25 protein-coding genes are annotated in these 23,235 nt (G+C 32.2%); 15 read left to right on the plus strand and 10 right to left on the minus strand.

Annotation, left to right across the window (positions count from 1 at the left end):
* Nucleotide 1: 1 nt before the first annotated feature.
* The 3 genes from HNP35_RS05790 to HNP35_RS05800 form a co-directional block, all read right to left on the minus strand.
* Nucleotides 2-694: a DUF6089 family protein gene (locus HNP35_RS05790; RefSeq protein WP_184157786.1), complete on the minus strand. Its 693-nt coding sequence runs from the start codon at nt 692-694 to the stop codon at nt 2-4.
* 173 nt (nt 695-867) lie between these two features.
* The gene (locus HNP35_RS05795; RefSeq protein WP_184157785.1) at nt 868-1,752 is read right to left on the minus strand and encodes an NAD kinase; all 885 of its coding nucleotides are present in this window, start codon (nt 1,750-1,752) and stop codon (nt 868-870) included.
* Nucleotides 1,753-1,845: 93 nt separating this feature from the next.
* Nucleotides 1,846-2,505: a CBS domain-containing protein gene (locus tag HNP35_RS05800; protein ID WP_184157784.1), complete on the minus strand. Its 660-nt coding sequence runs from the start codon at nt 2,503-2,505 to the stop codon at nt 1,846-1,848.
* 117 nt (nt 2,506-2,622) lie between these two features.
* Here HNP35_RS05800 and HNP35_RS05805 point away from each other — a divergent pair, with 117 nt between their 5' ends.
* The 7 genes from HNP35_RS05805 (at nt 2,623) to HNP35_RS05835 (ending at nt 9,125) form a co-directional block, all read left to right on the plus strand.
* Complete coding sequence (locus tag HNP35_RS05805; RefSeq protein ID WP_184157783.1) at nt 2,623-3,336, plus strand: pyridoxine 5'-phosphate synthase; 714 nt, start codon at nt 2,623-2,625, stop codon at nt 3,334-3,336.
* A gap of 23 nt (nt 3,337-3,359) precedes the next feature.
* A complete protein-coding gene (locus tag HNP35_RS05810) occupies nt 3,360-4,124 on the plus strand; it encodes an alpha/beta fold hydrolase (RefSeq protein WP_184157782.1) in 765 nt (254 codons plus the stop codon).
* A gap of 54 nt (nt 4,125-4,178) precedes the next feature.
* Nucleotides 4,179-4,523, plus strand: a complete 345-nt coding sequence (locus HNP35_RS05815) for a phage holin family protein (RefSeq protein ID WP_184157781.1) — start codon at nt 4,179-4,181, stop codon at nt 4,521-4,523.
* Between the two features lie 113 nt (nt 4,524-4,636).
* Nucleotides 4,637-5,959 carry a trigger factor gene (locus HNP35_RS05820; protein WP_184157780.1) on the plus strand — a complete coding sequence of 441 codons (1,323 nt, stop codon included), beginning with the start codon at nt 4,637-4,639 and terminating at the stop codon, nt 5,957-5,959.
* Nucleotides 5,960-6,289: 330 nt separating this feature from the next.
* Entirely contained in the window at nt 6,290-6,964 is a 675-nt protein-coding gene (gene clpP, locus HNP35_RS05825) for an ATP-dependent Clp endopeptidase proteolytic subunit ClpP (RefSeq protein WP_184157779.1), read from the plus strand.
* Nucleotides 6,965-7,146: 182 nt separating this feature from the next.
* Nucleotides 7,147-8,379 carry an ATP-dependent Clp protease ATP-binding subunit ClpX gene (clpX, locus tag HNP35_RS05830; protein WP_184157778.1) on the plus strand — a complete coding sequence of 411 codons (1,233 nt, stop codon included), beginning with the start codon at nt 7,147-7,149 and terminating at the stop codon, nt 8,377-8,379.
* A 110-nt stretch (nt 8,380-8,489) separates the two neighbouring features.
* On the plus strand, nt 8,490-9,125 hold the full coding sequence (locus HNP35_RS05835; RefSeq protein ID WP_246453336.1) for a murein L,D-transpeptidase catalytic domain-containing protein: 636 nt from the start codon (nt 8,490-8,492) through the stop codon (nt 9,123-9,125).
* A 52-nt stretch (nt 9,126-9,177) separates the two neighbouring features.
* Here the strand turns inward: HNP35_RS05835 and HNP35_RS05840 are convergent, their stop codons facing one another.
* Nucleotides 9,178-10,143 carry a GlxA family transcriptional regulator gene (locus tag HNP35_RS05840; RefSeq protein WP_184157776.1) on the minus strand — a complete coding sequence of 322 codons (966 nt, stop codon included), beginning with the start codon at nt 10,141-10,143 and terminating at the stop codon, nt 9,178-9,180.
* A 141-nt stretch (nt 10,144-10,284) separates the two neighbouring features.
* Between HNP35_RS05840 and HNP35_RS05845 the strand changes: the two genes are divergently transcribed.
* From HNP35_RS05845 to serB, 6 genes are all read left to right on the plus strand, one after another.
* The gene (locus HNP35_RS05845; protein WP_184157775.1) at nt 10,285-10,704 is read left to right on the plus strand and encodes a VOC family protein; all 420 of its coding nucleotides are present in this window, start codon (nt 10,285-10,287) and stop codon (nt 10,702-10,704) included.
* Nucleotides 10,705-10,737: 33 nt separating this feature from the next.
* Nucleotides 10,738-11,142: an SRPBCC family protein gene (locus HNP35_RS05850; RefSeq protein WP_184157774.1), complete on the plus strand. Its 405-nt coding sequence runs from the start codon at nt 10,738-10,740 to the stop codon at nt 11,140-11,142.
* Nucleotides 11,143-11,236: 94 nt separating this feature from the next.
* A complete protein-coding gene (locus tag HNP35_RS05855) occupies nt 11,237-11,647 on the plus strand; it encodes a VOC family protein (RefSeq protein WP_184157773.1) in 411 nt (136 codons plus the stop codon).
* A gap of 1 nt (nt 11,648) precedes the next feature.
* Entirely contained in the window at nt 11,649-12,086 is a 438-nt protein-coding gene (locus HNP35_RS05860; protein WP_184157772.1) for an SRPBCC domain-containing protein, read from the plus strand.
* Between the two features lie 49 nt (nt 12,087-12,135).
* Nucleotides 12,136-12,570 (plus strand): VOC family protein, encoded by a 435-nt coding sequence (locus HNP35_RS05865; RefSeq protein ID WP_184157771.1) that lies wholly within the window; start codon nt 12,136-12,138, stop codon nt 12,568-12,570.
* Nucleotides 12,571-12,728: 158 nt separating this feature from the next.
* Nucleotides 12,729-13,958: a phosphoserine phosphatase SerB gene (serB, locus tag HNP35_RS05870; protein WP_184157770.1), complete on the plus strand. Its 1,230-nt coding sequence runs from the start codon at nt 12,729-12,731 to the stop codon at nt 13,956-13,958.
* A 302-nt stretch (nt 13,959-14,260) separates the two neighbouring features.
* Here serB and HNP35_RS05875 read toward each other — a convergent pair whose 3' ends face one another.
* The 4 genes from HNP35_RS05875 to HNP35_RS05890 are packed head-to-tail and all read right to left on the minus strand — an operon-like array spanning nt 14,261 to nt 16,997.
* On the minus strand, nt 14,261-14,773 hold the full coding sequence (locus HNP35_RS05875; protein WP_184157769.1) for a hypothetical protein: 513 nt from the start codon (nt 14,771-14,773) through the stop codon (nt 14,261-14,263).
* A 2-nt stretch (nt 14,774-14,775) separates the two neighbouring features.
* On the minus strand, nt 14,776-15,018 hold the full coding sequence (locus tag HNP35_RS05880) for a redox-active disulfide protein 2 (RefSeq protein ID WP_184157768.1): 243 nt from the start codon (nt 15,016-15,018) through the stop codon (nt 14,776-14,778).
* A complete protein-coding gene (locus HNP35_RS05885) occupies nt 15,015-15,464 on the minus strand; it encodes a hypothetical protein (protein ID WP_184157767.1) in 450 nt (149 codons plus the stop codon). The genes HNP35_RS05880 and HNP35_RS05885 overlap by 4 nt, the downstream gene beginning before the upstream one ends.
* A gap of 21 nt (nt 15,465-15,485) precedes the next feature.
* Entirely contained in the window at nt 15,486-16,997 is a 1,512-nt protein-coding gene (locus tag HNP35_RS05890; protein WP_184157766.1) for a GH3 auxin-responsive promoter family protein, read from the minus strand.
* 241 nt (nt 16,998-17,238) lie between these two features.
* Here HNP35_RS05890 and HNP35_RS05895 point away from each other — a divergent pair, with 241 nt between their 5' ends.
* The gene (locus HNP35_RS05895) at nt 17,239-18,033 is read left to right on the plus strand and encodes a DUF2797 domain-containing protein (protein WP_184157765.1); all 795 of its coding nucleotides are present in this window, start codon (nt 17,239-17,241) and stop codon (nt 18,031-18,033) included.
* 165 nt (nt 18,034-18,198) lie between these two features.
* Nucleotides 18,199-19,245 (plus strand): glycosyltransferase family 9 protein, encoded by a 1,047-nt coding sequence (locus HNP35_RS05900; RefSeq protein WP_184157764.1) that lies wholly within the window; start codon nt 18,199-18,201, stop codon nt 19,243-19,245.
* A 259-nt stretch (nt 19,246-19,504) separates the two neighbouring features.
* On the opposite strand, the gene HNP35_RS05905 is transcribed toward HNP35_RS05900, so the two are convergent.
* Both HNP35_RS05905 and HNP35_RS05910 read right to left on the minus strand, forming a co-directional pair.
* The gene (locus tag HNP35_RS05905) at nt 19,505-22,108 is read right to left on the minus strand and encodes an AsmA-like C-terminal region-containing protein (protein ID WP_184157763.1); all 2,604 of its coding nucleotides are present in this window, start codon (nt 22,106-22,108) and stop codon (nt 19,505-19,507) included.
* A gap of 172 nt (nt 22,109-22,280) precedes the next feature.
* The gene (locus HNP35_RS05910) at nt 22,281-23,228 is read right to left on the minus strand and encodes an alpha/beta hydrolase family protein (RefSeq protein WP_184157762.1); all 948 of its coding nucleotides are present in this window, start codon (nt 23,226-23,228) and stop codon (nt 22,281-22,283) included.
* Between the last annotated feature and the right edge of the window lie 7 nt (nt 23,229-23,235).

Here is a 23,235-nt window from a genome sequence, read left to right on the forward strand (position 1 = left end):
TTTATTCTGCGCAATAGCAAGGTTTTTTTCCAAAGGTATAAGTTAAGGTAACACCCGAAAAAACATACCAGTCATTATTATTTAAATTTCCAAATTTTAAAATATCCGTATTACTTGTATTAGGATTGCTTCCGTCGATATTATCGGTAAAAGTATAACGAACTCCAGCTTCAGCGGCTAAAATAAGACGAGGCGTTATATTCGATTTTATGCCTAATATAATAGGTATAGCAAATGAGTGCACATTTTTTTGAGAATATATTACGTCTGGAGCTGAGTCATAGCGATATAGATTGTCGTAGAGAAAGAAATTTAATCCCGAAAATATATAAGGTGTTATTTTTGGATGATAATCATGTAGATTAAAATCGAAAAAGTTAAATTCTAATCCTGCAGAAAGTTCTTTTATATCATTATCAAAACGACGACCTCTTTGATTTCTTCCTGTTTCGTCTGATTTAAAATCATTTCCACTAACATTTGATTGTGTGTAAGAGAAACGCCAAGAGTGTCTCGGACTTCTATTCCATTTGTAAAGAACACCAAAAGCTAGTTTTTCTGGGGCAATGTAAGTTGTCTTTCCAACATCACCAACAAAGTTACTTCCACCAAGAAAAACACCTATCTCGTTAATTTGAGCATTAAGTGTAATAAAGGGGAAAAAACATAACAATAAATTAAAAATTTTCTTCATTTAATTCAAAATTGCGTGCAAATATAATAATTATCAATACGAATCAAAGTTCCTTTGGTTAAATGTGCTTTTTTTTCAATTTATAATATGATTTAGAGCCATTTAATGATGATTCACTACAAGCAGAACGAGAAAATGTGCTATTATCGTATAGTGGGTGTTCAGAAAAGATTTTAATTTCTTTTATCCTCTCCCCAGAGCAATTTATTTCTTAAAGTTTTTAGGAAAGTTTCGCCTGGTATTTCGACCATTTTAATTTTATAATCTGTTTTTTTAATTTTTAAAACAGATTCGTTTTTAACTGAGGAAATCCTAGAGTCGAGCGAAACTAAATATTGATCTTCTCTCCCCGTGACGCGCAAAGTAATTTCTGTATCGTCTGGAATAACAAGTGGTCTGGCGGTCAAATTATGTGGGGCAATTGGCGTGATTACCAAACTTTTTACATCTGGAGTTAAAATAGGTCCGCCGCAACTTAAAGAATATCCTGTAGAACCAGTTGGCGTAGAGATAATTAATCCGTCTGCCCAATATGAATTGAGATATTCGTTATTTAAATACGTTTCTACAGTAATCATCGAAGTGGTATCTTTTCTACTTACGGTAACTTCGTTCATTGCAAAATTTAGTTCTTCAAAAGCATCATTTTTAGGGTCGGCAGTTAGTCCTAATAAAGTACGCTCAGACGTAGTGTAATTTTGATCAATAACATACTGGAGTAAAATGTCGATGTTTTCTTTTTGCACTTTGGCAAGAAATCCCAGTCTTCCTGCATTTATACCTAATAAAGGAACTCCAGAATTACGAACAAAAGCAGCGGCTCTCAAAATCGTGCCATCACCTCCAATACTAATAAGCATTTCGAAACTGTTGTCTAAAGCAGAATTAGAAGGAAATGTTTTGTATTCTTTTTTGACAAGCTGTTTTTCATAAAGCATTTTTAGAAAGTTCTCTTCAATTACCATTTCTACGTTATTGGAATTGAAAAACTTGAAAATGTCTTTTATAATTGGTTCCGTACTATTTTGATAATATTGTCCGTAAATGGCTATTTTCATTCTTTACTAAATTAGATAATGTGGCAATTTGAAAATTAGACAATGCCAGTTAAAATAGAAATTTTCTAATTGACATATTAACTAATTATCTAATTAAATATTAAGGTATTTGTCTAAATAATCTGAACGCTCTTTTAAACTATTGATATAAGTGTCTTCTTGATGTTCTGAAATAATTTCGTATCCATATCTTCTGTAGGTCTGAATAATTTCATTTATTGCGCCTAAACCAATTTTTATGGTAATCTGAACATTTTCGGTATCAGCTTCAGATACAAAACAGCCCAAAACTTTACCATTATTGCTTTCTACAATTTGAGTTACTTCGCTCATAGAATAATCCAAAAGACCCTTTTGAACAATTATAATAGCGCCTGGTTCTTTTAAAAATGGAGTTTCCTGAAAAAATTTCATGATGTCTTCCATTTCGTAATAACCTATATAAGTATTATTTTCGTCAAGAACTGGAATTGTATTGGTATGATTTTTTGAAAAAACTTCCAAAACGTCTAACCAAATCATAGATTTTCTAGCAAAAAAACGTTCTAAAGTATATTTATAGTCAATCGCTTTTTTGTCGACATCAAATGTTTCTACGTCATCAGAAGAAATACTTCCGATAAAAATCCCATCTTCTAAAATCGGGAAATGAGAAAAATTTACATCGATAAAAAAGTCCTGAATCGATGCTATCGTTTCCTGACTATCAATCGCTCTGAAATCGTTTGTGATATAGTTTGTAATTTCTGTCATAAATCAATTGAAGATATTTAGATGCAAAATAATCAAAAAATACCGAAAACCGCTCTGTTTTACTTTGTATTTTTGTCGTAACAAATATAATGTTACTAGAATTAATTATCTATTTATATGACAAAGTTAAGTGTAAATATCAATAAAATTGCAACCCTTAGAAATGCTCGTGGAGGAAATGTTCCAGATTTATTAAAAGTAGCTGCAGATATTCAGCGTTTTGGTGGGCAAGGAATTACGATTCACCCGCGTCCAGACGAGCGCCATATTCGCTATCAGGATGCGCGAGATTTAAAAGCAATTGTTACAACAGAATATAATATTGAAGGAAATCCTCAGCATAATTTTATTGATTTAGTTTTAGAATGCAAGCCAGATCAGGTTACTTTGGTTCCAGATGCAATTGGCGCTATTACTTCTTCTGCAGGTTGGGATACGATTAAAAATCAAGAATATTTGACAGAAGTAATTCAGGAATTTCAGAGAAACGGAATCAGAACTTCGATTTTTGTTGATCCTGTTTTAGAAATGATCGAAGGAGCAAAAAAAACGGGAACTGATAGAATTGAGTTATATACAGAATCTTTTGCGCATCAATATGGTTTAGGTAACGAAAAAGGAATCGAACCTTACACTAAAGCTGCGATTTTGGCTAATGAATTAGAATTAGGAATTAATGCGGGCCATGATTTAAGTTTAGATAATATTCAGTTTTTCAAACAAAATATTCCAGGATTATTAGAGGTTTCAATCGGACACGCTTTAATTGCAGAAGCACTTTACCTTGGTTTGGATAATGTGGTCAATATGTATTTAAATAAATTGAAGTAATTCTTTCAAATAAAAAATAAAATATGCTTTATTCAAAAATAGAAGGCGAAGGAAAACCTTTTGTCATCATGCACGGCTTTCTTGGAATGTCAGATAACTGGAAAACTTTAGCAGGTCAATATGTGGAAGCTGGATTTCAGGTTCATATTTTAGATTTAAGAAATCACGGGCGCAGTTTTCATTCAGACGAATGGAGTTATGAAGCAATGGTTCAGGATGTTTATGAATATTGCCAAGCTAATAATTTGACTAGAATTGATATGTTAGGACATTCGATGGGAGGGAAAGTGGCAATGCTTTTCGCAACGACACATCCAGAAATTGTAGATAAATTAATTGTAGCAGATATTGGTCCGAGATTTTACAAACAGCATCATCAAGATATTTTGGCAGGATTAAATGCTGTTGATTTTTCTGTAAAACCAAGCCGAAATGATGTTGAAGAAATAGTATCGCAATATGTTTCTGATTTTGGAACGCGTCAGTTTTTGTTGAAGAATTTATATTGGAAAGAACCGGGACAATTGGCTTTTCGATTTAATTTAGAAGCTTTCAATAATAATTTGGATGCGATAGGAAAACCTCTTCCCGATAATTTAGTTTTTGATAAATCAACATTGTTTATTCGCGGAGGAAATTCGGGTTATATTCAGGATTCAGATTTAGATGAAATTCGCAAACATTTTCCGAATTTAAAATTAGAAACAATTCCAAACGCTGGTCATTGGCTTCATGCAGAAAACCCTAAAATGTTTTTTGAGATGACAACGGAGTTTTTAAAAGAATAATCAGATTTGATAAAAAAATTAGTATTTTTAAATAAAATTAAAACCTGAATAATTATGAATTTATTACTTAGACTTCTTGTTACCGCTGCTTTGGTTCTATTGTTATCTCACATTTTGACTGGAGTTCATGTTGCAAGTTTTGGTACTGCGGTAATCGTGGCAGTAGTTTTAGGATTGCTGAATATTTTTATAAAGCCAATTTTAGTGTTGCTTACCTTGCCGGTTACGTTTATAACACTTGGATTATTTTTGTTAGTAATCAACGCTATAATTATTTTGTTGTGCACTAAGATCGTTGGAGGTTTTGTTGTCGATTCGTTCTGGACGGCATTGATTTTTAGTGTTATTTTATCGATTCTACAATCGATCACTTACAAAATTCTTGGAGACGATAAATAAAGTAAATAGAGCAGATTAAAACTGCTTCAAATACAATAGATTAAAAACTTGGTTGGGTTGCAAAAATTTTATAATTTTGCAACCCAATTTTATTATGTAAATTAAAGAAGAAGATGGATATTAAAAGAGTAGCAATAGACGCTGTTAACGAGACAATTGTGATGAACGTTGTTCACATGGATTATAAAGGTCAAGTAGCAAAAAGAATTAACGAAAAAATGCCTTTAGCGCAAGTAAAAGGATTTAGAAAAGGGGCTGTGCCTAAAGATCTTGTTGAAAAACAATACGGAAAAGCTATTAAGCAAGAAGAGATCAAAAAAGTAGTTGATTTGGCTTTAGAGCGTTATATTCAATCTGAAAGATTAAACCTTTTAGGAACTCCTCTTGCAAAAGTAAACGAAGATTTTAACTGGGATGCTGAAGAATTAACTTTCGAATACGAAATTGGTTTAGTGCCAAACTTCGAAATTGATCTTGAAGCTAAAAATAATATCGTAAAATATATCGTTACTGCAGACGATAAATTAATCGACGGACAAGTAGAGCGTATCCAAAAACAATTTGGAAAAGCAATTCCACAAGAAGTTTCTGATGCTAAATCTGACTTAACTGGAACTTTCTCTAGCGAAGCAAACGGAATCAACAATACAACTACAATTGCTGTTGATGCATTCAGCAAAAAAGCTCAAAAACAATTCACAGGTAAAAAAGTTGGAGATGTTGTTACGGTAAGCACAAAAGGTTTATTTGAAGACGATCACCAATTAATGGATTATTTAAAAGTTGGTCACGAAGGTGTTCACGGTTTAGATGTTGAAGTAAACTTCACTATCGAAGCAATCAACGGATCTGAGCCAGCTGAATTAAACCAAGAGTTATTTGATAAACTTTTTGGTGAAGGAAAAGTAGCTTCTTTAGAAGATTTAAAATCTAAAATTAAAGAAGATGCTGAATCTCAATTCGCACAACAAGCAGACCAAAAATTATTACTAGACGTTCAAGATTTCTTAATCGAAAACACAAAATTCGATTTACCAGCTGAATTCTTGAAAAAATGGTTACAAACTGTTGGAGAGAAAAAATTAACTGCTGAAGAAGCAGAGGTTGAATACGCAAGATCTGAAAAAGGTTTACGTTTCCAATTAATCGAAGGAAAAGCATTAGCACAAAGCAATATCCAAATTACATTTGAAGATTTGAAAGAGTTTACTTCAAACGCTATCAGACAACAAATGGCTCAATTTGGTCAAACAAACCCAACTGACGAAGAAGTTCAAGGAATCGTGGCTAGAGTTTTATCTAACCAAGAAGAAGTAAAAAGACTTTCTGAGCAAGTTGTAGCAGCTAAGATGTTAGATATCTTCAAAGAAAAAGCTAACCCAACAACTAAAGAGGTTACTTACGAAGAATTTATCGCTGCGTCTTACGGAGAATAAATTTAAGTCTGAAAGTTGAAAGTTATAAAGTCAAAAGTTAAGAAGTATACTTTTTAAAAATTAAGATTTTATTACAGAAACTGAAAGATAAAAATAATTATATTTGAACGTCAATGGAAGTTTTTCTTCTATTGACGTTCTTTTTTTTGTTCCAAGTTTCAAGTAAATAAACGTTTCTAAGTTTAAAAAAACTTAGAATCTTAGTACCTTAGAATCTTAACATCTTAAAAAAAGAAGACAAATTGGCATCCTTTGTAAAAAGGTACGAACTTTGTTAAATTTGTTTAAGTCACTTGCTGACTTTAGACTTTTCAACTTTAAACTAAAAATATGAACTACGGTAAAGAATTCAAAAATTTTGCTACAAAGCACCACGGAGTAAATAGTCTATATTATGATAAAATCATCAGCGCAATGACGCCGACGAATTTAACTCCAAATATTATCGAAGAACGTCAATTAAATGTTTCGATTTTAGACGTTTTCTCAAGATTAATGATGGACAGAATTATCTTTTTAGGAACAGGTATCGATGACCAGATTGCAAATGTTGTACAGGCGCAATTATTGTTCTTAGAAAGTGCTGATGCATCAAAAGATATTCAAATTTATTTAAACTCTCCAGGAGGAAGCGTTTATGCTGGTTTAGGAATTTATGACACTATGCAGTATATCAAACCAGATGTTGCTACAATTTGTACAGGAATGGCAGCTTCTATGGGAGCAGTTCTTTTATGTGCTGGAGCAGCAGGAAAACGTTCTGCATTGCCTCACTCAAGAGTAATGATTCACCAGCCATCTGGAGGAGCACAAGGTGTTGCAACAGATATGGAAATCAACTTACGTGAAATGTTGAAATTAAAAGATGAATTATACAACATCATTTCGCACCATTCTGGACAGTCTTTCGAAAGAGTTCACAAAGACAGTGAGCGTGATTACTGGATGATTGCTGACGAAGCAAAAGAATACGGAATGATTGATGAAGTTTTGAGAAGAGGATAATTTTTAAAGTTTAAATTGTTTCAAGTTTCAGGTTTCAAGTTGCGTAGATAACGTGCCAACCTGAAACTTGAAACTTGAAACAAAAACTAAAATATTAAGCTGTAAAGAAGTTAAGTTTTTAAGTTTTAGATTGAAAAGCTTAGAAACTTAGTATCTTTGCAGCTTAGTAACTTAAATAAAGAATGGCAAAAGTAGTATTAGAATGTTCGTTTTGTGGAAGAAAGAAGCCAGAAACTAATTTATTAATAGCTGGTATCAATGCACACATTTGTGATAAATGTATTGAACAAGCGCACGGAATTGTTTTAGAAGAATTAAAATCTAGCGGAAGTACAAAATTAGTTGGTGATTTAATTTTAAAGAAGCCAAAAGAAATTAGAGCTTTCTTAGATCAATATGTTATTGGTCAGGACCAGACTAAAAAAGTGATGTCAGTTGCCGTTTACAATCACTACAAACGTTTAATGCAACAGCAATTAGACGATGAAGTTGAGATTGAAAAAAGTAACATCATCATGGTTGGTCAAACTGGAACAGGAAAAACATTGGTAGCAAAAACTATTGCAAAAATGTTAGACGTTCCTTTGGCTATTGTTGATGCAACAGTATTAACAGAAGCTGGATATGTAGGAGAAGATGTTGAAAGTATTTTAACTCGTCTTTTGCAAGCTGCAGATTACGATGTAGCTAAAGCCGAAAGAGGAATTGTATTTATTGACGAAATTGATAAAATTGCCCGTAAAAGCGATAACCCATCTATAACGCGAGACGTTTCTGGAGAAGGTGTTCAGCAAGCGTTATTGAAATTATTGGAAGGAACAGTGGTAAACGTACCGCCAAAAGGAGGGCGTAAACATCCAGACCAAAAATTTGTTGAGGTAAATACTCAAAATATCTTGTTTATTGCAGGAGGAGCTTTTGATGGAGTAGAACGTATTATTTCAAAACGTTTAAACCGTCAGGCAGTTGGTTATTCGACTTCTAAAAATGTGGATAATATTGATAAAGATAATTTGCTTCAATACATTATCCCAAAAGACATTAAAGATTTCGGATTGATTCCAGAAATTATTGGTCGTTTACCAGTTTTAACGCACATGGATCCTTTGGATAAAGAAACACTTCGTGCCATTTTAACACAACCTAAAAATGCTTTGATAAAACAATATCAGAAATTATTTTTAATGGATGATGTTGAATTTACAATTACAGACGAAGCTTTAGATTTTATTGTAGACAAAGCTTTAGAATACAAACTAGGTGCTCGTGGATTGCGTTCTTTATGTGAAGCTATCTTAACTGATGCAATGTATGAACTGCCAACTTCAGATGACACGACTTTGACAATCGACAAAGAATATGCAGAACATACTTTAAGTAAAAACTTATTGAAGCGTATGGAAATTGCTTCTTAAAGATTGAAAAGTATATTTCTAAAACCTGTTCATTTTTGAGCAGGTTTTTTTTTATACTTTTTAAGTTCAATTTTCGTTCATCTTTTTATGTAAATTTAAACATGAAAAAAATGCTTTTTATAATTGGTCTTGCTCTGATTTTTTCTTGTAATAAAGAAAATAAAGTTGCAACTGTTTCTCAAAATAAAACCGAAACAGTTTCAGAAGAAAAACCTCGAATTGAAATCAATTACAATAATTATTATAAAGAAGCACAACAATACTGCAAAACAAACAATCTCAATACAAAGAAATTTATTCTAATAGATTTAGGATTGCATTCTGGCCTAAAAAGGTTTTTTGTTTACGATTTTAAAAAGAATGCAGTTTCTAAATCTTATATGGTAAGTCATGGTTGTGGCGATAATCAATGGGGAAGAACTTCTTCTAAAGAAAAACCTCAAATTAGTAATGAATTTGATTCGCATTGTTCTTCGGTTGGGAAATATGTTGTTTTAGATCGTGGCGTGAGTCAATGGGGAATAAAAGTCAATTATATTTTGCAAGGAAAAGACAAAACAAATTCTAATGCAAGAAGTCGAGCCATCGTTCTGCATTCTTGGGACGCTATTTCAGATAATGAAGTTTATCCAGAAGGAACACCAGAAGGTTGGGGCTGTCCGGCGGTTTCAAACGAAAGCATGAAAGAAATCGACGAACTTTTAAAAACAAACAAAAAGGTTTTAATGTGGATTATTAAACCTTGAATTATTTTAAAATCAATTGTTAGACGCACTGCGGTGCGTCTCTACGATAAAACTACTGCACTCTAAATTTTTCTCTGTACTCAATTGGTTTCATTCCAACCATTTTATAAAATACTTTTCTAAAAGCTTTTGGGTCATTATATCCCGTTTTTTCTATAATTTCTGAAATCGAAAGTTGAGTTTGTTCCAAATATTTCTTCGAACTTTCAACTCTTATATTTTGAAGATATTCGATTGGCGGAATTCCTGTCACTTGTTTAAAACGGCGTGTCATATTTCTAGCGCTCGTTGGAATATCTTTAGTAATTTCTTCCAGTTTTTCTATAGAATGATACTGACTTTCTATTTTTTGCTGTAGCATAGCAACCAAAGAATCATTGTGCAAATGATTGGGTCTGAAAGTGCTAAAATAACTTTGCTTATAGCGGTTTAAATCAATAGAGAATATTTTGGCAATATTAACTGCCATTTCGTTGCCACAGAATTTTTGAACTAATAGAATCAATAAGTGAAAAGTTGAGGTTGAGCCACCGCTAGTATACAAACTCCCGTCGGCAGTTAAGGTTTCTTCTGCTTTTAATTTGACCATCGGAAATGCTTTGGTAAAAGCGCTGCACGCGTCAACGTGTGTAGTTGCCAATTTCTCATTTAATAAACCTGATGCAGCAAACAAAAAGGCTCCCGTACAGAAACTAGCTAACTCGGCTCCAGCTTTGTGCTGTTTTTGTAACCACGGAATGAAATTTCGGTTTTTCTTTATCATTTCACTCATATTGTCGGTAGTAAAAGCGGGTATCAAAATGAGATCTAAAACAATATCAGAGGTTTCAATTTCGTTAGAATTATAGCCAAATATATTTCCTTGATCCGATTGTTCTTTAGATTGAAAAATCATGATTTCGAATGGCTTTTCATTTCCAGAAGTCAATTTATTGGTTGTTTCGAACACTTCTAAAATAGCTGCAATACTTAATAATTTGTAGTCGTGAGGCACGATTAATCCTAATTTCTTGCTCATGATTTTGATTGTTTTTGAAGATTTACTGCCTAACAAAAATAATCATTTTGTCTTAAATGCCCCTAAAAATGACTTTTATTGTCGTTTTAAACTAATCTTAAAAAATTAAATTTGTTTTAATTAATTCGTAATTTTATAAAGATGAAAACAAAAATCTTCTTAAATCTTGCCGTAAAAGATTTAAACAAAGCGGTGTCTTTTTATAACGAACTTGGTTTTCCAACCAATCGACAATTCACAAACGAAAAGGGAGCTTGCATTGTTATTGACGAAAATATATTTGTAATGCTTTTGGTAGAAGAGTTTTATAAAACTTTTACAAAAAAGGAGCTTTGCGATCCTAAAAAATCTAGTGAAGCTCTTGTGGCTATTTCTGTAGATACAAGAGAGCAGGTAGATGAAATGATGGAGAAAGCAGTTAAAGCTGGTGGAACAGATTATTTGCAGTCACAAGATTATGGATGGATGTATCAAAAAACATTTTTAGATGTAGACGGGCACCATTGGGAAGTTTTTCATATGGATGAAAGTCAAATTCCAGATAATCCAAATGAAATGTAAAATTTGAAAAAGAGTAACCATTAAAAATATAATATGATAACAATAAAAAGTACTATAAACGCTTCAATAGACAAAGTTTGGGAATTCTGGAATAAACCTGAACATATCACAAAATGGGCATTTGCATCTCCAGAATGGCATTCGCCTCGAGCAGAAAATGATTTAAGAGAAGGAGGGAAATTCTCAACAACGATGGCTGCAAAAGACGGAAGCATGAGTTTTGATTTTGGAGGAGAATATACTTTGGTGAAAGAAAATCAAGCAATTAATTATACAATGGGAGACGGAAGAAAAACCGAAATCACGTTTAATGAAACTCCTGAAGGCGTTGAGATAATTGAAAAATTCGATCCAGAATCACAAAATCCAGAAGAAATGCAACGTGCAGGATGGCAGGCAATTCTAGATAATTTTAAAAGTTACGTTGAGAATAACTAAGGTTCAAAGATTAAAAACTTAAAATAACTTACATTACTTATATGGTTTAAAAAAGAAAAAACTAAATATCTAACCCAACAAAAAAAAACAAAAAATGACAAAACAAATATGGTTGAATCTTCCTGTAAAGGATGTAGCAAAAGCGAAAGATTTTTTCTGGAAAATTGGTTTTTCGTTTAATGAACAGCACGACACGCCAAGTTCGACGTGTATGGTTGTAGGTGAAGGGCATTTTGTGGTAATGCTTTTTGAAGAAATGCTTTTTTCTAGCTTTTCACAAAATGGTATTACAGATACGGAATCAAGTTCTGAAGTACTGATTTCGATTGATGCAGAAAGCAGAGAAGAAGTAGACGAATTAGCAGAAAAAGTTAAAGAAGCTGGCGGAACTGTTTTTGCGCCTCCTGCTGAAAGTCAAGGCTGGATGTATGGTTGCGGTTTTGCCGATTTGGATGGTCATCGTTGGAATGTTTTATTTATGGACTTTAGTAAATTACCGAGTTAAAATGGAAAAATTAGTATTTAATATAGATATAAAAGCTTCTAAAGAAAAGATTTGGAAGGTTTTATGGGATGATGAAACTTACAGAAAGTGGACAAGCGCTTTTTGTGAAGGAAGTTATGTAGAAACGACTTGGAACGAAGGAGATAAAATTTATTTTTTGGGTCCAACCGGAGAAGGAATGAATAGTATAATAGAAACTAAAATTCCAAATGAGTATATGGCTTTTAAGCATATGGGAGAACTCAAAGACTTTAAAGAAGTTCCGCCAAACGAAGAAACTCAGAAATGGGTTGGCGCAATGGAAACCTATCGCTTGACTCAAAAAGGAGACCAAGTTGATCTTCAAGCTGAGGTTGATGTAATGGAAAAACATATCGATTATTTTAAAGAAGCTTTTCCCAAAAGCTTAGAAATAATCAAGCAATTGTCTGAGGAATAGAGTGTCAAAGACATTAATAATTTATAATTAACAATTAATAATTAAAAAAATGGCAGCAATAAATCCATATTTAATGTTTAACGGAACTTGCGAAGAAGCATTCCTGTTTTATAAATCAGTTTTTGGTGGAGATTTTCCATATATGGGAAAATATAAAGATGCTCCGGCAGAAGAAGGAGAAGTGCTTTCTGAAGAAGCATTAAATCGCATAATGCACGTTTCGCTTCCAATTGGAAATACTATTTTAATGGGAAGTGACAGTCATCCGAGATACGGAGATGTAGGTTTTGGAGATAATTTTTCTATTTCTATAAACACAGAAAGTAGAGAAGAAGCAGATAAAATCTTTAGTGGACTTTCGGCTGGAGGACATGTAGAAATGGCGATGGACGATACTTTCTGGGGTTCTTATTTCGGAATGTTTAAAGACAAATTCGGAGTAAACTGGATGGTAAGTTTCGATAAAAATGAACCAATGAAATAATTTAAAAGTTAAGTTCTTTCAATAGTAAAGCATAATTGTTAAATTACTCAAAAAAGCACATGAAAATGTGCTTTTTCGTTTTAAAAAAACAATGATTATTCTTTTTTATAAACAAGAGATTGCCGATTTTTGTCGCTTCAAAAATCAAGAAAGATAAAATGGCAGCAGAAGACAAAGAGATAATTTTATTAAAAGTTTCTGGACACGATAAAATCGGAGTTACAGCAGGCTTAACAGCTGTTTTAGCAGCTTACGATGCAAATATATTAGATATCGGTCAAGCCGATATTCATGATACGCTTTCTTTAGGAATTTTGTTCGAAATTGAAGCTGGATCTTCTTCTGCACCTGTTTTAAAAGATCTTTTGTTTAAAGCTTACGAATTAGAAATCAAAGTGAAATTCATTCCGATTTCTATTGAAGACTACGAAAAGTGGGTAAAATCGCAATCTAAACAACGTTACATCATTAATATCTTGGGCGAAAAACTAGCAGCTTCTCAATTGTCTGCCGTAACCCAAATAATGTCAGATCAAAACCTGAATATCGATTCGATTATCCGATTAACGGGAAGAACTTCTGTTGTTGAAAAAGAAGAATATCCGCGTTCTTGTATTCAATTGTCTGTAACAGGCGAAATTGTAAACAAGATCATCATGACGGCAAGTTTCATGGAAATTTCCAGAACGCTTAATGTTGATATTTCTTTCCAAGAAGATAATATTTATAGAAGAAACCGCCGTTTGGTTTGTTTCGATATGGATTCTACTTTAATCCAAACAGAAGTTATTGACGAACTAGCAGAATTAAATGGAGTAGGCGATCAAGTACGTGCCATTACAGAATCTGCAATGAACGGAGAAATTGATTTCAACGAAAGTTTCAAAAAACGTATGGCTTTGTTAGAAGGTTTAAGTGAAGAAGTTTTGCAAAACGTTGCTATCAATTTGCCAATTACGCAAGGAGCGCATCGTTTAATGAAAGCTCTAAAATATTACGGATATAAAACCGCAATTCTTTCTGGAGGATTTACTTATTTTGGAGAATACCTTCAAAAAGAATTAGGAATAGATTACGTTCACGCGAATCAATTAGAAATAAAAGACGGTAAACTAACTGGAAAATATATCGGTGATATTGTTGACGGTCAGAAAAAAGCAGAATACTTAAAGGCAATTGCAGAAAAAGAAGGTATTCACATCAACCAAACTATTGCAGTTGGTGACGGAGCAAACGATCTGCCAATGTTGAACTTAGCAGGTTTAGGAATCGCTTTCCACGCCAAACCAAAAGTAAAAGAAAGCGCTTCAACTTCTATTTCAAGTTTAGGACTTGACGGTGTTTTATATCTTTTAGGATATCACGATCGATATATTGATATGATGTAGAAAGTCAATTTTACATCATTTTTGTCATTTCGACGAAGGAGAAATCTTCGCAAGAAACTCGACAAAGATTGGTTTTTCGTTGCGGAGCTACTTGTGGAGATTTCTCCTTTCGTCGAAATGACATACATAACTTTTAAAAAACAAAACCTCAGTCTTTCAATTAAGAGCTGAGGTTTTTTTATTTGGGCATGTCCCGCCAGAAAAAGGCGGGTCGGGCTATCCGTTGCAATCTTTTGTGCCGAACCCCGGCACAAAAGGATTTCCACTTCTATCCCTCATGCGGGTTTAGTGGAATTATCGTTTTAAAAATTATAGAGTTTTTTAGCCTCTCTAAATTTGTAAATAGAATTATAGATATCCTCATTTCTCCCTTTAACTAAGCTTATTTCAATTTTTGTAGATAATTCTTCTGGATCAGGAAGTTTGAAGAGAATTTTTGAAAGAAAACCGTCTAATTGTTTAGAGTATTCTGTTTTATCTCTCAATACAAAATTTACATATGTATTTCCTTTAATTGTAATTATACCTAATTTATCAATATTGTGCCAGTAAATTTTGATATTGTTGATGTGATCAAATAAATATCCTTCTGTCAATTCTAATGCAGGTCGTTTTTTTAAATTTCGATATAAATTTTTGGTTGTTTTTCTAAAATGTCTACCTGTTATTGTTAATAGAATGAGTGCTGCAATAATTCCTAAAGGCTGATTGTCCGCTAAAAGAAACAATATTATCATCCCGCTAAAAATAAGTAGAAAAATGAATGAATCAATCCATAATTTGAGAGCATAGTATGGATATTGAATATTATTCATCGTTATTTTCTCGATTCCAATTCCTTCTTAATCTCCTTTAAATTACTCATATTTAAAAAGAGAATAGGCAACAAAGCAATCGGAACAACATTCATCGCGCTAAATCCTTTCATAAAAACAATGAAAATATTAAGAGCAAACAGCATAAATAATACAACAGCAAAGATAGTATTTACCCTTTTTAATGTTTTCTGATTTTTAATGAGTTCTTCTGTACTCATTTCGCTGAATTTGGTGGTTTTCATTTTTGATTTATTAGTTTGTTCATTCTGTTTTGTAAGCTTTTCTTTTTGTCGCTTGCAGGCCAATCGAACGTATTGTTTAAAAAGCCTAATTTGAGATTGTCAAAAATTATTTCGTTTTTAAATTTTCCTTTTAATTGTTCTTCTACAATTTCTGGATTGCAAATAAATATTTGTCCGAAAACATCAGCCGGATGTTCATTTGCTGAACCAGAAGTTTTTAGAATCATTTCTAGAAATTTTTCTAAAAGTTCTTTATCCTTAGTTTTACAAACTATAGTTTGAACCTTTGTTAAAGTTGGATTTAGTTTGTCATCAACGAAGTCAAATGAATATTCTGGTGTATTGTAGTTTTTAACATAGCTAGTCATCACATTAATACATTCCTTTTTGCTTTGGGAAAATGCTTGAAAAGTAACTAATAAAAAAAAGACAAACAGTTTATTCATTAAGTTTTAGTATTGGAAGTTTTAACACATTTCTTTCAACTGCTCTAAATAATCTCTCTGGTTCGAAAGTCTCGGAATCTTATGCTGACCTCCCAATTTGTCTCTTTCTTTTAGCCAGTCATAAAAAAGATTTTCTCTAGCAACATTAATCACCAAAGGATTTAAAGTCATATTGTTGTAGCGCTTCGCTTCGTAATCAGAATTTAAAGTTTGTAATGTTTCATCTAAAACCTTTTGAAAAAGACCAACATCAGCAGGTTTTTTCTTGAATTCGATCATCCATTCATGTGCACCTTTTTCTTTGTCTTGCATAAAAATAGGAGCAACCGTATAATCAATTACTTCAGTTTGTGTTACCTGGCACGCTTTTGCAATGGCTTGATCGGTATTTTCTACCATTAATTCTTCCCCAAAAACATTAATATGATGTTTGGTTCTTCCTGTAACTCGAATTCGATACGGATTCAAAGATGTAAAACGAACAGTATCACCAATTAAATAACGCCATAAACCAGAATTTGTCGTGATTACAATAGCGTAATTTTTATTTAATTCGACATCTGCCAAACGAACTACTTTTTGATCTGGAGTTCCATAAGTATCCATTGGAATAAATTCGTAGAAAATTCCATAGTCTAGCATTAACAATAAATCACTAGAATAATTCAAATCCTGAATGGCAAAAAAGCCTTCAGAAGCATTGTAAATTTCATAATATTTGAAATCTGAACTTGGCAGAATTTTTTTGTACTGTTCTTTATAAGGAGAAAAACTCACTCCTCCATGAAAATAAACTTCAAGATTTGGCCACAATTCCAATAAGTTTTGTTTGCCTGTATTTTCTAAAACTTTATTCATTAAAACCAACATCCAAGACGGAACGCCTGCAAAGCTAGTTACATTTTCATTTTTAGTTTCGTTAATAATCGCTGCAATTTTGGTTTCCCATTCGCTCATTAACGAAGTTTTACTGCTTGGAGTGCTGCTGAATTCTGCCCAAATAGGCATGTTTTCAATCAAAATTGCCGACAAATCTCCAAAGAAAGTATTGTTGTTTTCGTAAATCTGCGAGCTTCCGCCCAAGCGAAGACTTTTTCCCAAAAATAATTCAGAATCTTCATTATTATTCAAATAAAGACATAATAAATCTTTACTTCCTTTATAATGACAATCTTCTAAAGCTTCATTACTTACCGGAATAAATTTACTTTTTGCGTTTGTGGTTCCGCTCGATTTTGCAAACCATTTAATTGGCGTTTCCCAAAAAACGTTTTGTTCGCCCAGACGAGTGCGTTCAATTAATGGCTGTAATTCTTCATAAGTCGAGATTGGAACTCTTTCTGAAAAAGTCTGATAGGAATTAATGCTCGCAAAATCATATTGTTTTCCGATAATTGTATTTTCTGATGCCGTCAATAAGTTGTGCAATAATTCTTCTTGAACTTCATTTGGGTATTTTAAAAAAAGCTCTATTTGATGAATTCTCTGTTTAAGAACCCAAGATGCAAACGAATTGATTATGGATAAAGGCATGAATTTGGTTTTTAGTTAACTGATTTTAGGTTTTGAGTTACGCGATTAACGTAAAAACAAAAAACATAAAATTTGAATTTCGAGAGACAAATAGTAACTTTGTCTTCATATCAAAAATAACATTTTTTTGTAAAAAACAATCCGATTTAGAACAATTATTCTAGCTAATAAGTCGAATTTTAACACTAAAAATTTTAATTCTTTGATTGGTCTAAATCAGCAATAATAAATAAAAATACGAATGCAATATCAAGGTGTCCTGACAAAAATGCAAACCGAACTTGGAAGTCCAATTCAATATTATTTGGTTTTCGAAGATAGTTTTTTAAATGTCAATCAATTGTTAGATAAAGAGATTGAAATTAATTTTATTGGCTATCAGTGTTTGAACTGCGGTAAAAAGAAAAAAATATACCGACAAGGTTTTTGTTATGATTGCTTTTACTCTAGTCCAGCCGTTGGCGATTGGATTATGCGACCAGAATTGAGTACAGCACATTTGGGAATTGCTGATAGAGATTTAGATTATGAATCTAAAGTTCAATTGCAGCCGCATATTGTTTATTTGGCAGCCGCATGCGAAATAAAAGTGGGAGTAACTCGTAAAACACAAGTTCCAACACGTTGGATCGATCAAGGCGCTTCGCAGGCAATTGCTGTTGTTGAGGTTCCAAATCGATATTTGGCAGGAATTACTGAGGTAGCTTTAAAAGATCATTATACAGACAAAACCAATTGGAGAAAAATGTTGCAGAACGACATTTCAGTTTTTGATTTAGTTGCAGAAAAAGCTAAAATCGAAAGTCTAATTCCATCAGAAGTTAAAGACTATTTTTACTCTCAAAAAAATGATTTGTACGATTTACAATATCCAGTTTTGAGTTACCCTTCAAAAGTAAACAGTTTAAATTTGGACAAAACTCCTTCTTTCAGCGGAAAATTAACTGGAATTAAAGGGCAATATTTACTTTTTGAAAACGGAACTGTATTTAATGTTCGTGGTTCCGAAGGATATGTAGTTACGATAAGCGTGTAAGGTTTTATTACTAAATTGTTATCTTTTTTTAGATTAAAATTATTTTAATTTAAAAATTACAATTTATTTCATGGTTTTGTGTTAATTAATTGATGAATAATTATAGCTTTGGAATGCTAAAGCAAATTATAGCTCCAAAAACAATTAGTACAAAACAAATACCACATGAGTAGTAAAAAAAAGGTCAACGCTTTAAGGCGTTCTCTAATGCAGAATTTAACCAAGAATGTTGGAAATTTAGACATTAGAAATATCGAACCAATCGATAAAAGCAAGATTAAAAAAGTTTTGATATGCAGACCGAACGGCAGATTGGGAAATATGCTTTTGATTACTCCTTTGGTAGAAGAAGTAACTAAAACTTTTCCTGGATGCAAAATTGATATTTTTGTAAAAGGTTTTCTTGCTCCAATTGTTTTTGAAAATTACGATAACGTAGATAAAATTATTCCACTCCCTAAAAAACCTTTTAAAGAATTGGTAAAATACTTTAAGGTTTGGACTTTAATTAGAAAACAAAAATATGATCTAGCTATAAATGTAGATCAGAATTCTTCTTCAGGAAGACTTGGCGTGAAGTTTTCTACAGCTAAGTATAAGTTCTTTGGAAACTTACCTGAAGGTGTTGCTTTACAGCATAAAGATTACGAACATATTGCAAAATATCCAGTTTATAATTTTAGATATTTTTTAAGCCAAGTTGGTCTTGAAGATAAAAATGAACCCATTGCGCTTTTAGATTTAAAATTGTCTGAAAAAGAAATAGCAACTGGCAAACAAATTTTAGATAAAATCATTGAACCAAACAAAAAAACAATAGCGATATTTACCTTTGCAACTGGAGAAAAATGCTACAGTACTGATTGGTGGGCAGAGTTTTATACCGCATTGAAAAACGAATTTCCAAACGAAAATATCTTTGAAGTTTTACCAGTTGAAAATGTTTCTCAAATCAATTTTGAAGCACCAACTTTTTACAGTAAAGATGTTCGCGAAATTGGTTCTGTTTTAGCAAACGTAGATGTTTTTGTTGGTGCAGATAGTGGAATTATGCATTTGTCAAGCGCTTCAAAAGCTCCAACTTTAGGTTTGTTTTCAGGTTCCAACATGAAAAAATACGAACCTTACGGAAATGGAAGCGTAGGTTTAGATACCAACGTTTTAGGTATTCCAGATTTTATAAAAGCGATAAAAGAAGTTCTAAAAAAGTAGAATTCAAATTATAAATAAAAAGAAAATCCTGTTCGAAAGAACAGGATTTTTTTATTCGTACAATATTGATTTTCAAAAAGCCCCAGCGGGGTAAAATATTTATAGATCAAAAATTATGTACCGCTCCGCTGGAGCTTTATATTGTACATGTATATTATTTATTCTATAAATATTTTGCTTCTCCGAAGCTTACTCATCAATTAATTTGGCTTAAAAAACTTAGAATCTCAGTATCTTAGAACCTTAGGATCTTAAAAAATTACGGATTCTTTTTCTTAAAAAGACCATTTAATAAGTCACTTGCTTTTTTGGTAACTTCTTGAGTTTTTTGCTCTTTTTCTGCTTTTGCAGCTTGAGTTGTATCTTTCGCTTTTGTGTTTTTGTTGATTAAATCAGTAAGTGCCGAAGTTCCCTTTTGAGTCAGTTTTTCTTTCTGCTGATTAACCAATTGTGTGGTTAAATTATTTACAGCAGTTTTCATATCTGTACTTATTTTAGGATTCGAGAAGTTTCCAGTTAAAGTTGCATTAATCGGAATATTATCCAGTTTTGCTGCGTCCGCAGGAGATAATTTAGCTATCAAATTATTTGCTTCTGTTCCTAAATATTTAGCAGGAACATCAAATTTTAAATTATAATTCATCGTTTGATCAAAACCGTGAGTTCCACCAACAGTTACTTTAATGTCTTGGTATTTAATATCAAAAGGTTTGATGTTTACTTTTCCATTATCAAAAGTCAAAGCTGCTTTAATATCGTTTAGATTTACTTTGTTTAAATCAACAAATTTTACATTAGAACTTAAGGCTTTAAGTAAAGTTGAATTTTGAGAATTTACAGTTGTAGAAAGCAATTGTCCGATCAAATCTCCAGAAATAGATTTCAAATCTGGAGTTAATTCTTTAGCATCCAAATTTCCATTCAATTTAATTGTAGAATTCAATTTTCCGTTTATAATTCCAGCAATCGGAGCGATTTTTTTCATCATATCCAATTGAGTAAAAGTCTGCGCAATATCAACTTGATTGAAACCTAAATTCATATCAAAAGTTGGTACTTTTTCTTTTGTAGAAACTGCTCCGTTAAGTCCAATAGATCCTCCAAAAATATTCGTTTTGAAGTTTTCTAAAGTTGCTTTTTCATCTTTAATAAGCAGTTTTCCAGAAACATCTTTTAGTTTTAAATTGTCGTATAAAACTGTTGTTGCTTTCGCATTTAAAGTACAATTTAAGAAAGCTGGAATTTTCATTGCTTCTGCTGGTTTTGCGGCAGTTTTAGTTTCAGCTTTTGCAGGTTCTCCGGCAGTCATAAAATCATCAACTGCCAATTGGTTAGAACTCATGTTGAAGTTTCCTCTAAGTTCTTGTTTTTTAAACATAAAACCATAGAAGTTCTCCAAGACTCCATTAATACTAATATCACTTTTTCCAGTTGTAGCATCAAACTGTTTTAAGTTGATTCTGCTAGGATTGAACTCAACTAAAGCGGTGCTGATATTCATCGATTTATTATTTTCATCAGTATATTTAAATCCTGACAAACTCATTGTACCGGCATTTTTTATGTTTTGGTATTGACTTTTCTCAACAGAAGCCATATCAAAATTGGTAGTAACATCGGCTTTTAAAATACCTGCCAAAGGCTTATCCATTTTAATTGGATATGCTTTTGAAAGATTAGCCAAGTTGATTGTTCCTTTCAATGCTGCATCGATGATCGGATTTACAGTAATGTTTTTGATATTCGCTTTAGCGTTAAAAACATCCTGATCAATTCTAAAAGATAACTTATCTAGATTCACATAAGTATCATTTAAAATTCCAGTTTCGTTGATGATTTTCGTATCAATAACAATGTTTTGAACCGATTTTGGAAGATTCGGATATTGGAAAGAAGCATTGTTTGATGCAATTTCTACATTAAATTTCGGAACTGTAGTCTCAGTCAATTCTCCTTTGGCAAAACCGTTTACAGTAAAATCTCCTGTCGTTTTTACACCGTCTAAACTAGAAGCATACGCAGAAGGAATTAAACCCAAAAAGTTAGTAAAAGAAGAAGTTGGAGTTTTAAATTTCAAATCGTAAATCTGTTTGTTTTCAGCCATTTGAATGAATCCGTCAAACTCCAAAGGCAATTGATTAATTAAAGCTTTATTTTCTTTAAAAGTATATTTGCTTTTGTCTAAATCAATTCCAAGAATGGCGTCTAAAGTCAGTTTTACATTTTTCATGTAATTCATTTTGTCCATGTCTAATGAAACTTTAGCAGTCGTTTTGGTGTTCAAATCTAATTTTGAATTGGTGAAATCTCCAGTTCCTTCATGATTTAAACTGTCAATTACCATTTTGATTTTAGAACCTTGATCGATATATCTAAAAGTGAAATTCTCGATTTTATAGTTTTGGATTTTTAAAGAAAGCGGTTTACTTGCTTCGTCTTTCTTATCTTCTTTTTTATCTTTTAATGCAATGTCAAAATTTCCGACACCATCTTTGTTGAAGATGATATTTATTAATCCGTTTGTTGAACTAATTCCTTGAATGTTTAATGGTTCTTCTTTTCCTTTAAAAAGTTCTTTAACGCTCATTTTTAAGTTTAATTCGCCAAGCGAAACCAAAGTATCACCTTCGAAAGGCGCTTTGTTTATGATAACCAATTTTTCAATCCCAACAGTTGCATTTGGGAAATTCTTAAACAAACTTAAATCAGCATCTGTAAAACTTACTTTAGCATCAACACTTTCGTTAATGGCTTCGACAATTTTCGCTTTGATCTGATCTTTAAATAAAAAAGGTAAGGCAAATAAGGCGGCAACAAGTACCACAATGACAATGGCACTTATTTTTAAAACTTTCTTTAGCATATAATTAGATTTGAGGGTTTAACTTCTTAAAATCGACCTTGCAAAAATAGTTTTTTTTACAAAAGTTTGAAGATAAAGTTTTCTTAAATTGTAAGAATATTACTTGTTTTTGTTAAATAAAAAAATCCGTTTGAAATAGTTTCAAACGGATTTTAGATCTGGTTTATTTTATTTATTTCTTAATAAATGAAACTATTTTCTCTACGAGTCTTTCCGATAGTGGAAGTGTTTCATTATTATAGCTTGCCATATTTGCATTTTGATCGCCATCAATGATTTTCATCATATGATTCATCTTGTCAATAATTACCTTTTCAGCATTTTTATTGGCTTGAGATAAATTTTCGGCATCTTTAACCGCAATTTGCAAATCATTGTTTCCTTGTAAAATTAAAATTGGAATGGTGAGTTTTGCAATTTCTGTCTGTGGATTGTATTTGAACCATGAAATTAAATAAGGTTGCACGCTTGGTCTGAAAAGTGCATTCAGCATTGGATCTACTTTTTTTACTTCAAATCCATTTTTTAGACTATCAATAATAGGAAAAGTCATGTCGTCCAATTGTTTCATATTTTTTGCAGCAATCTGCGTTTTTATAATCTGATCAGCTGGTTCCCCTGCACCCGCAATCGAAACAAATTTGTCTGCTTTTGCACTGGCTGCCATTCCTATTAAAGAACCTTCGCTATGACCAATTATAATAATTTTAGAAAAACGTTTGTCTTGCTTTAAATAATTGATCCAGCTTTTTGCGTCTTGAATGTAATTTTCAAAAACCAAACTGCTTTCTGAACCACCAGCAGCTTTACTTTCTCCAATAGCTCTTTTGTCATATCGTAATGATGCGATTCCGTTTTTAGCCAAAGCCTCGGCCAGCATTTTTAACGAATTGTTTTTCATCATCGGATTATTTCCGTTTCTGTCTGTTGGCCCAGATCCAGCAATAATCAAAGCAACGGGAACTTTGCCAGTTAAATCTGGCGTAGTCAATGTACCAAATATTTGGTCATTATTGATTTTAAGTACCGCTGGATTTTCCTTAAAAGTCAAATCTTTTTTGGTTTGAGCATTTAAAGCACTCAAAAACAAAACCGTCAAAAAAAGAATTATTTTATTCATTTCTTAA

The sequence above is a fragment of the Flavobacterium notoginsengisoli genome (assembly GCF_014207905.1).
Taxonomy (GTDB): Bacteria; Bacteroidota; Bacteroidia; order Flavobacteriales; family Flavobacteriaceae; genus Flavobacterium; species Flavobacterium notoginsengisoli_A.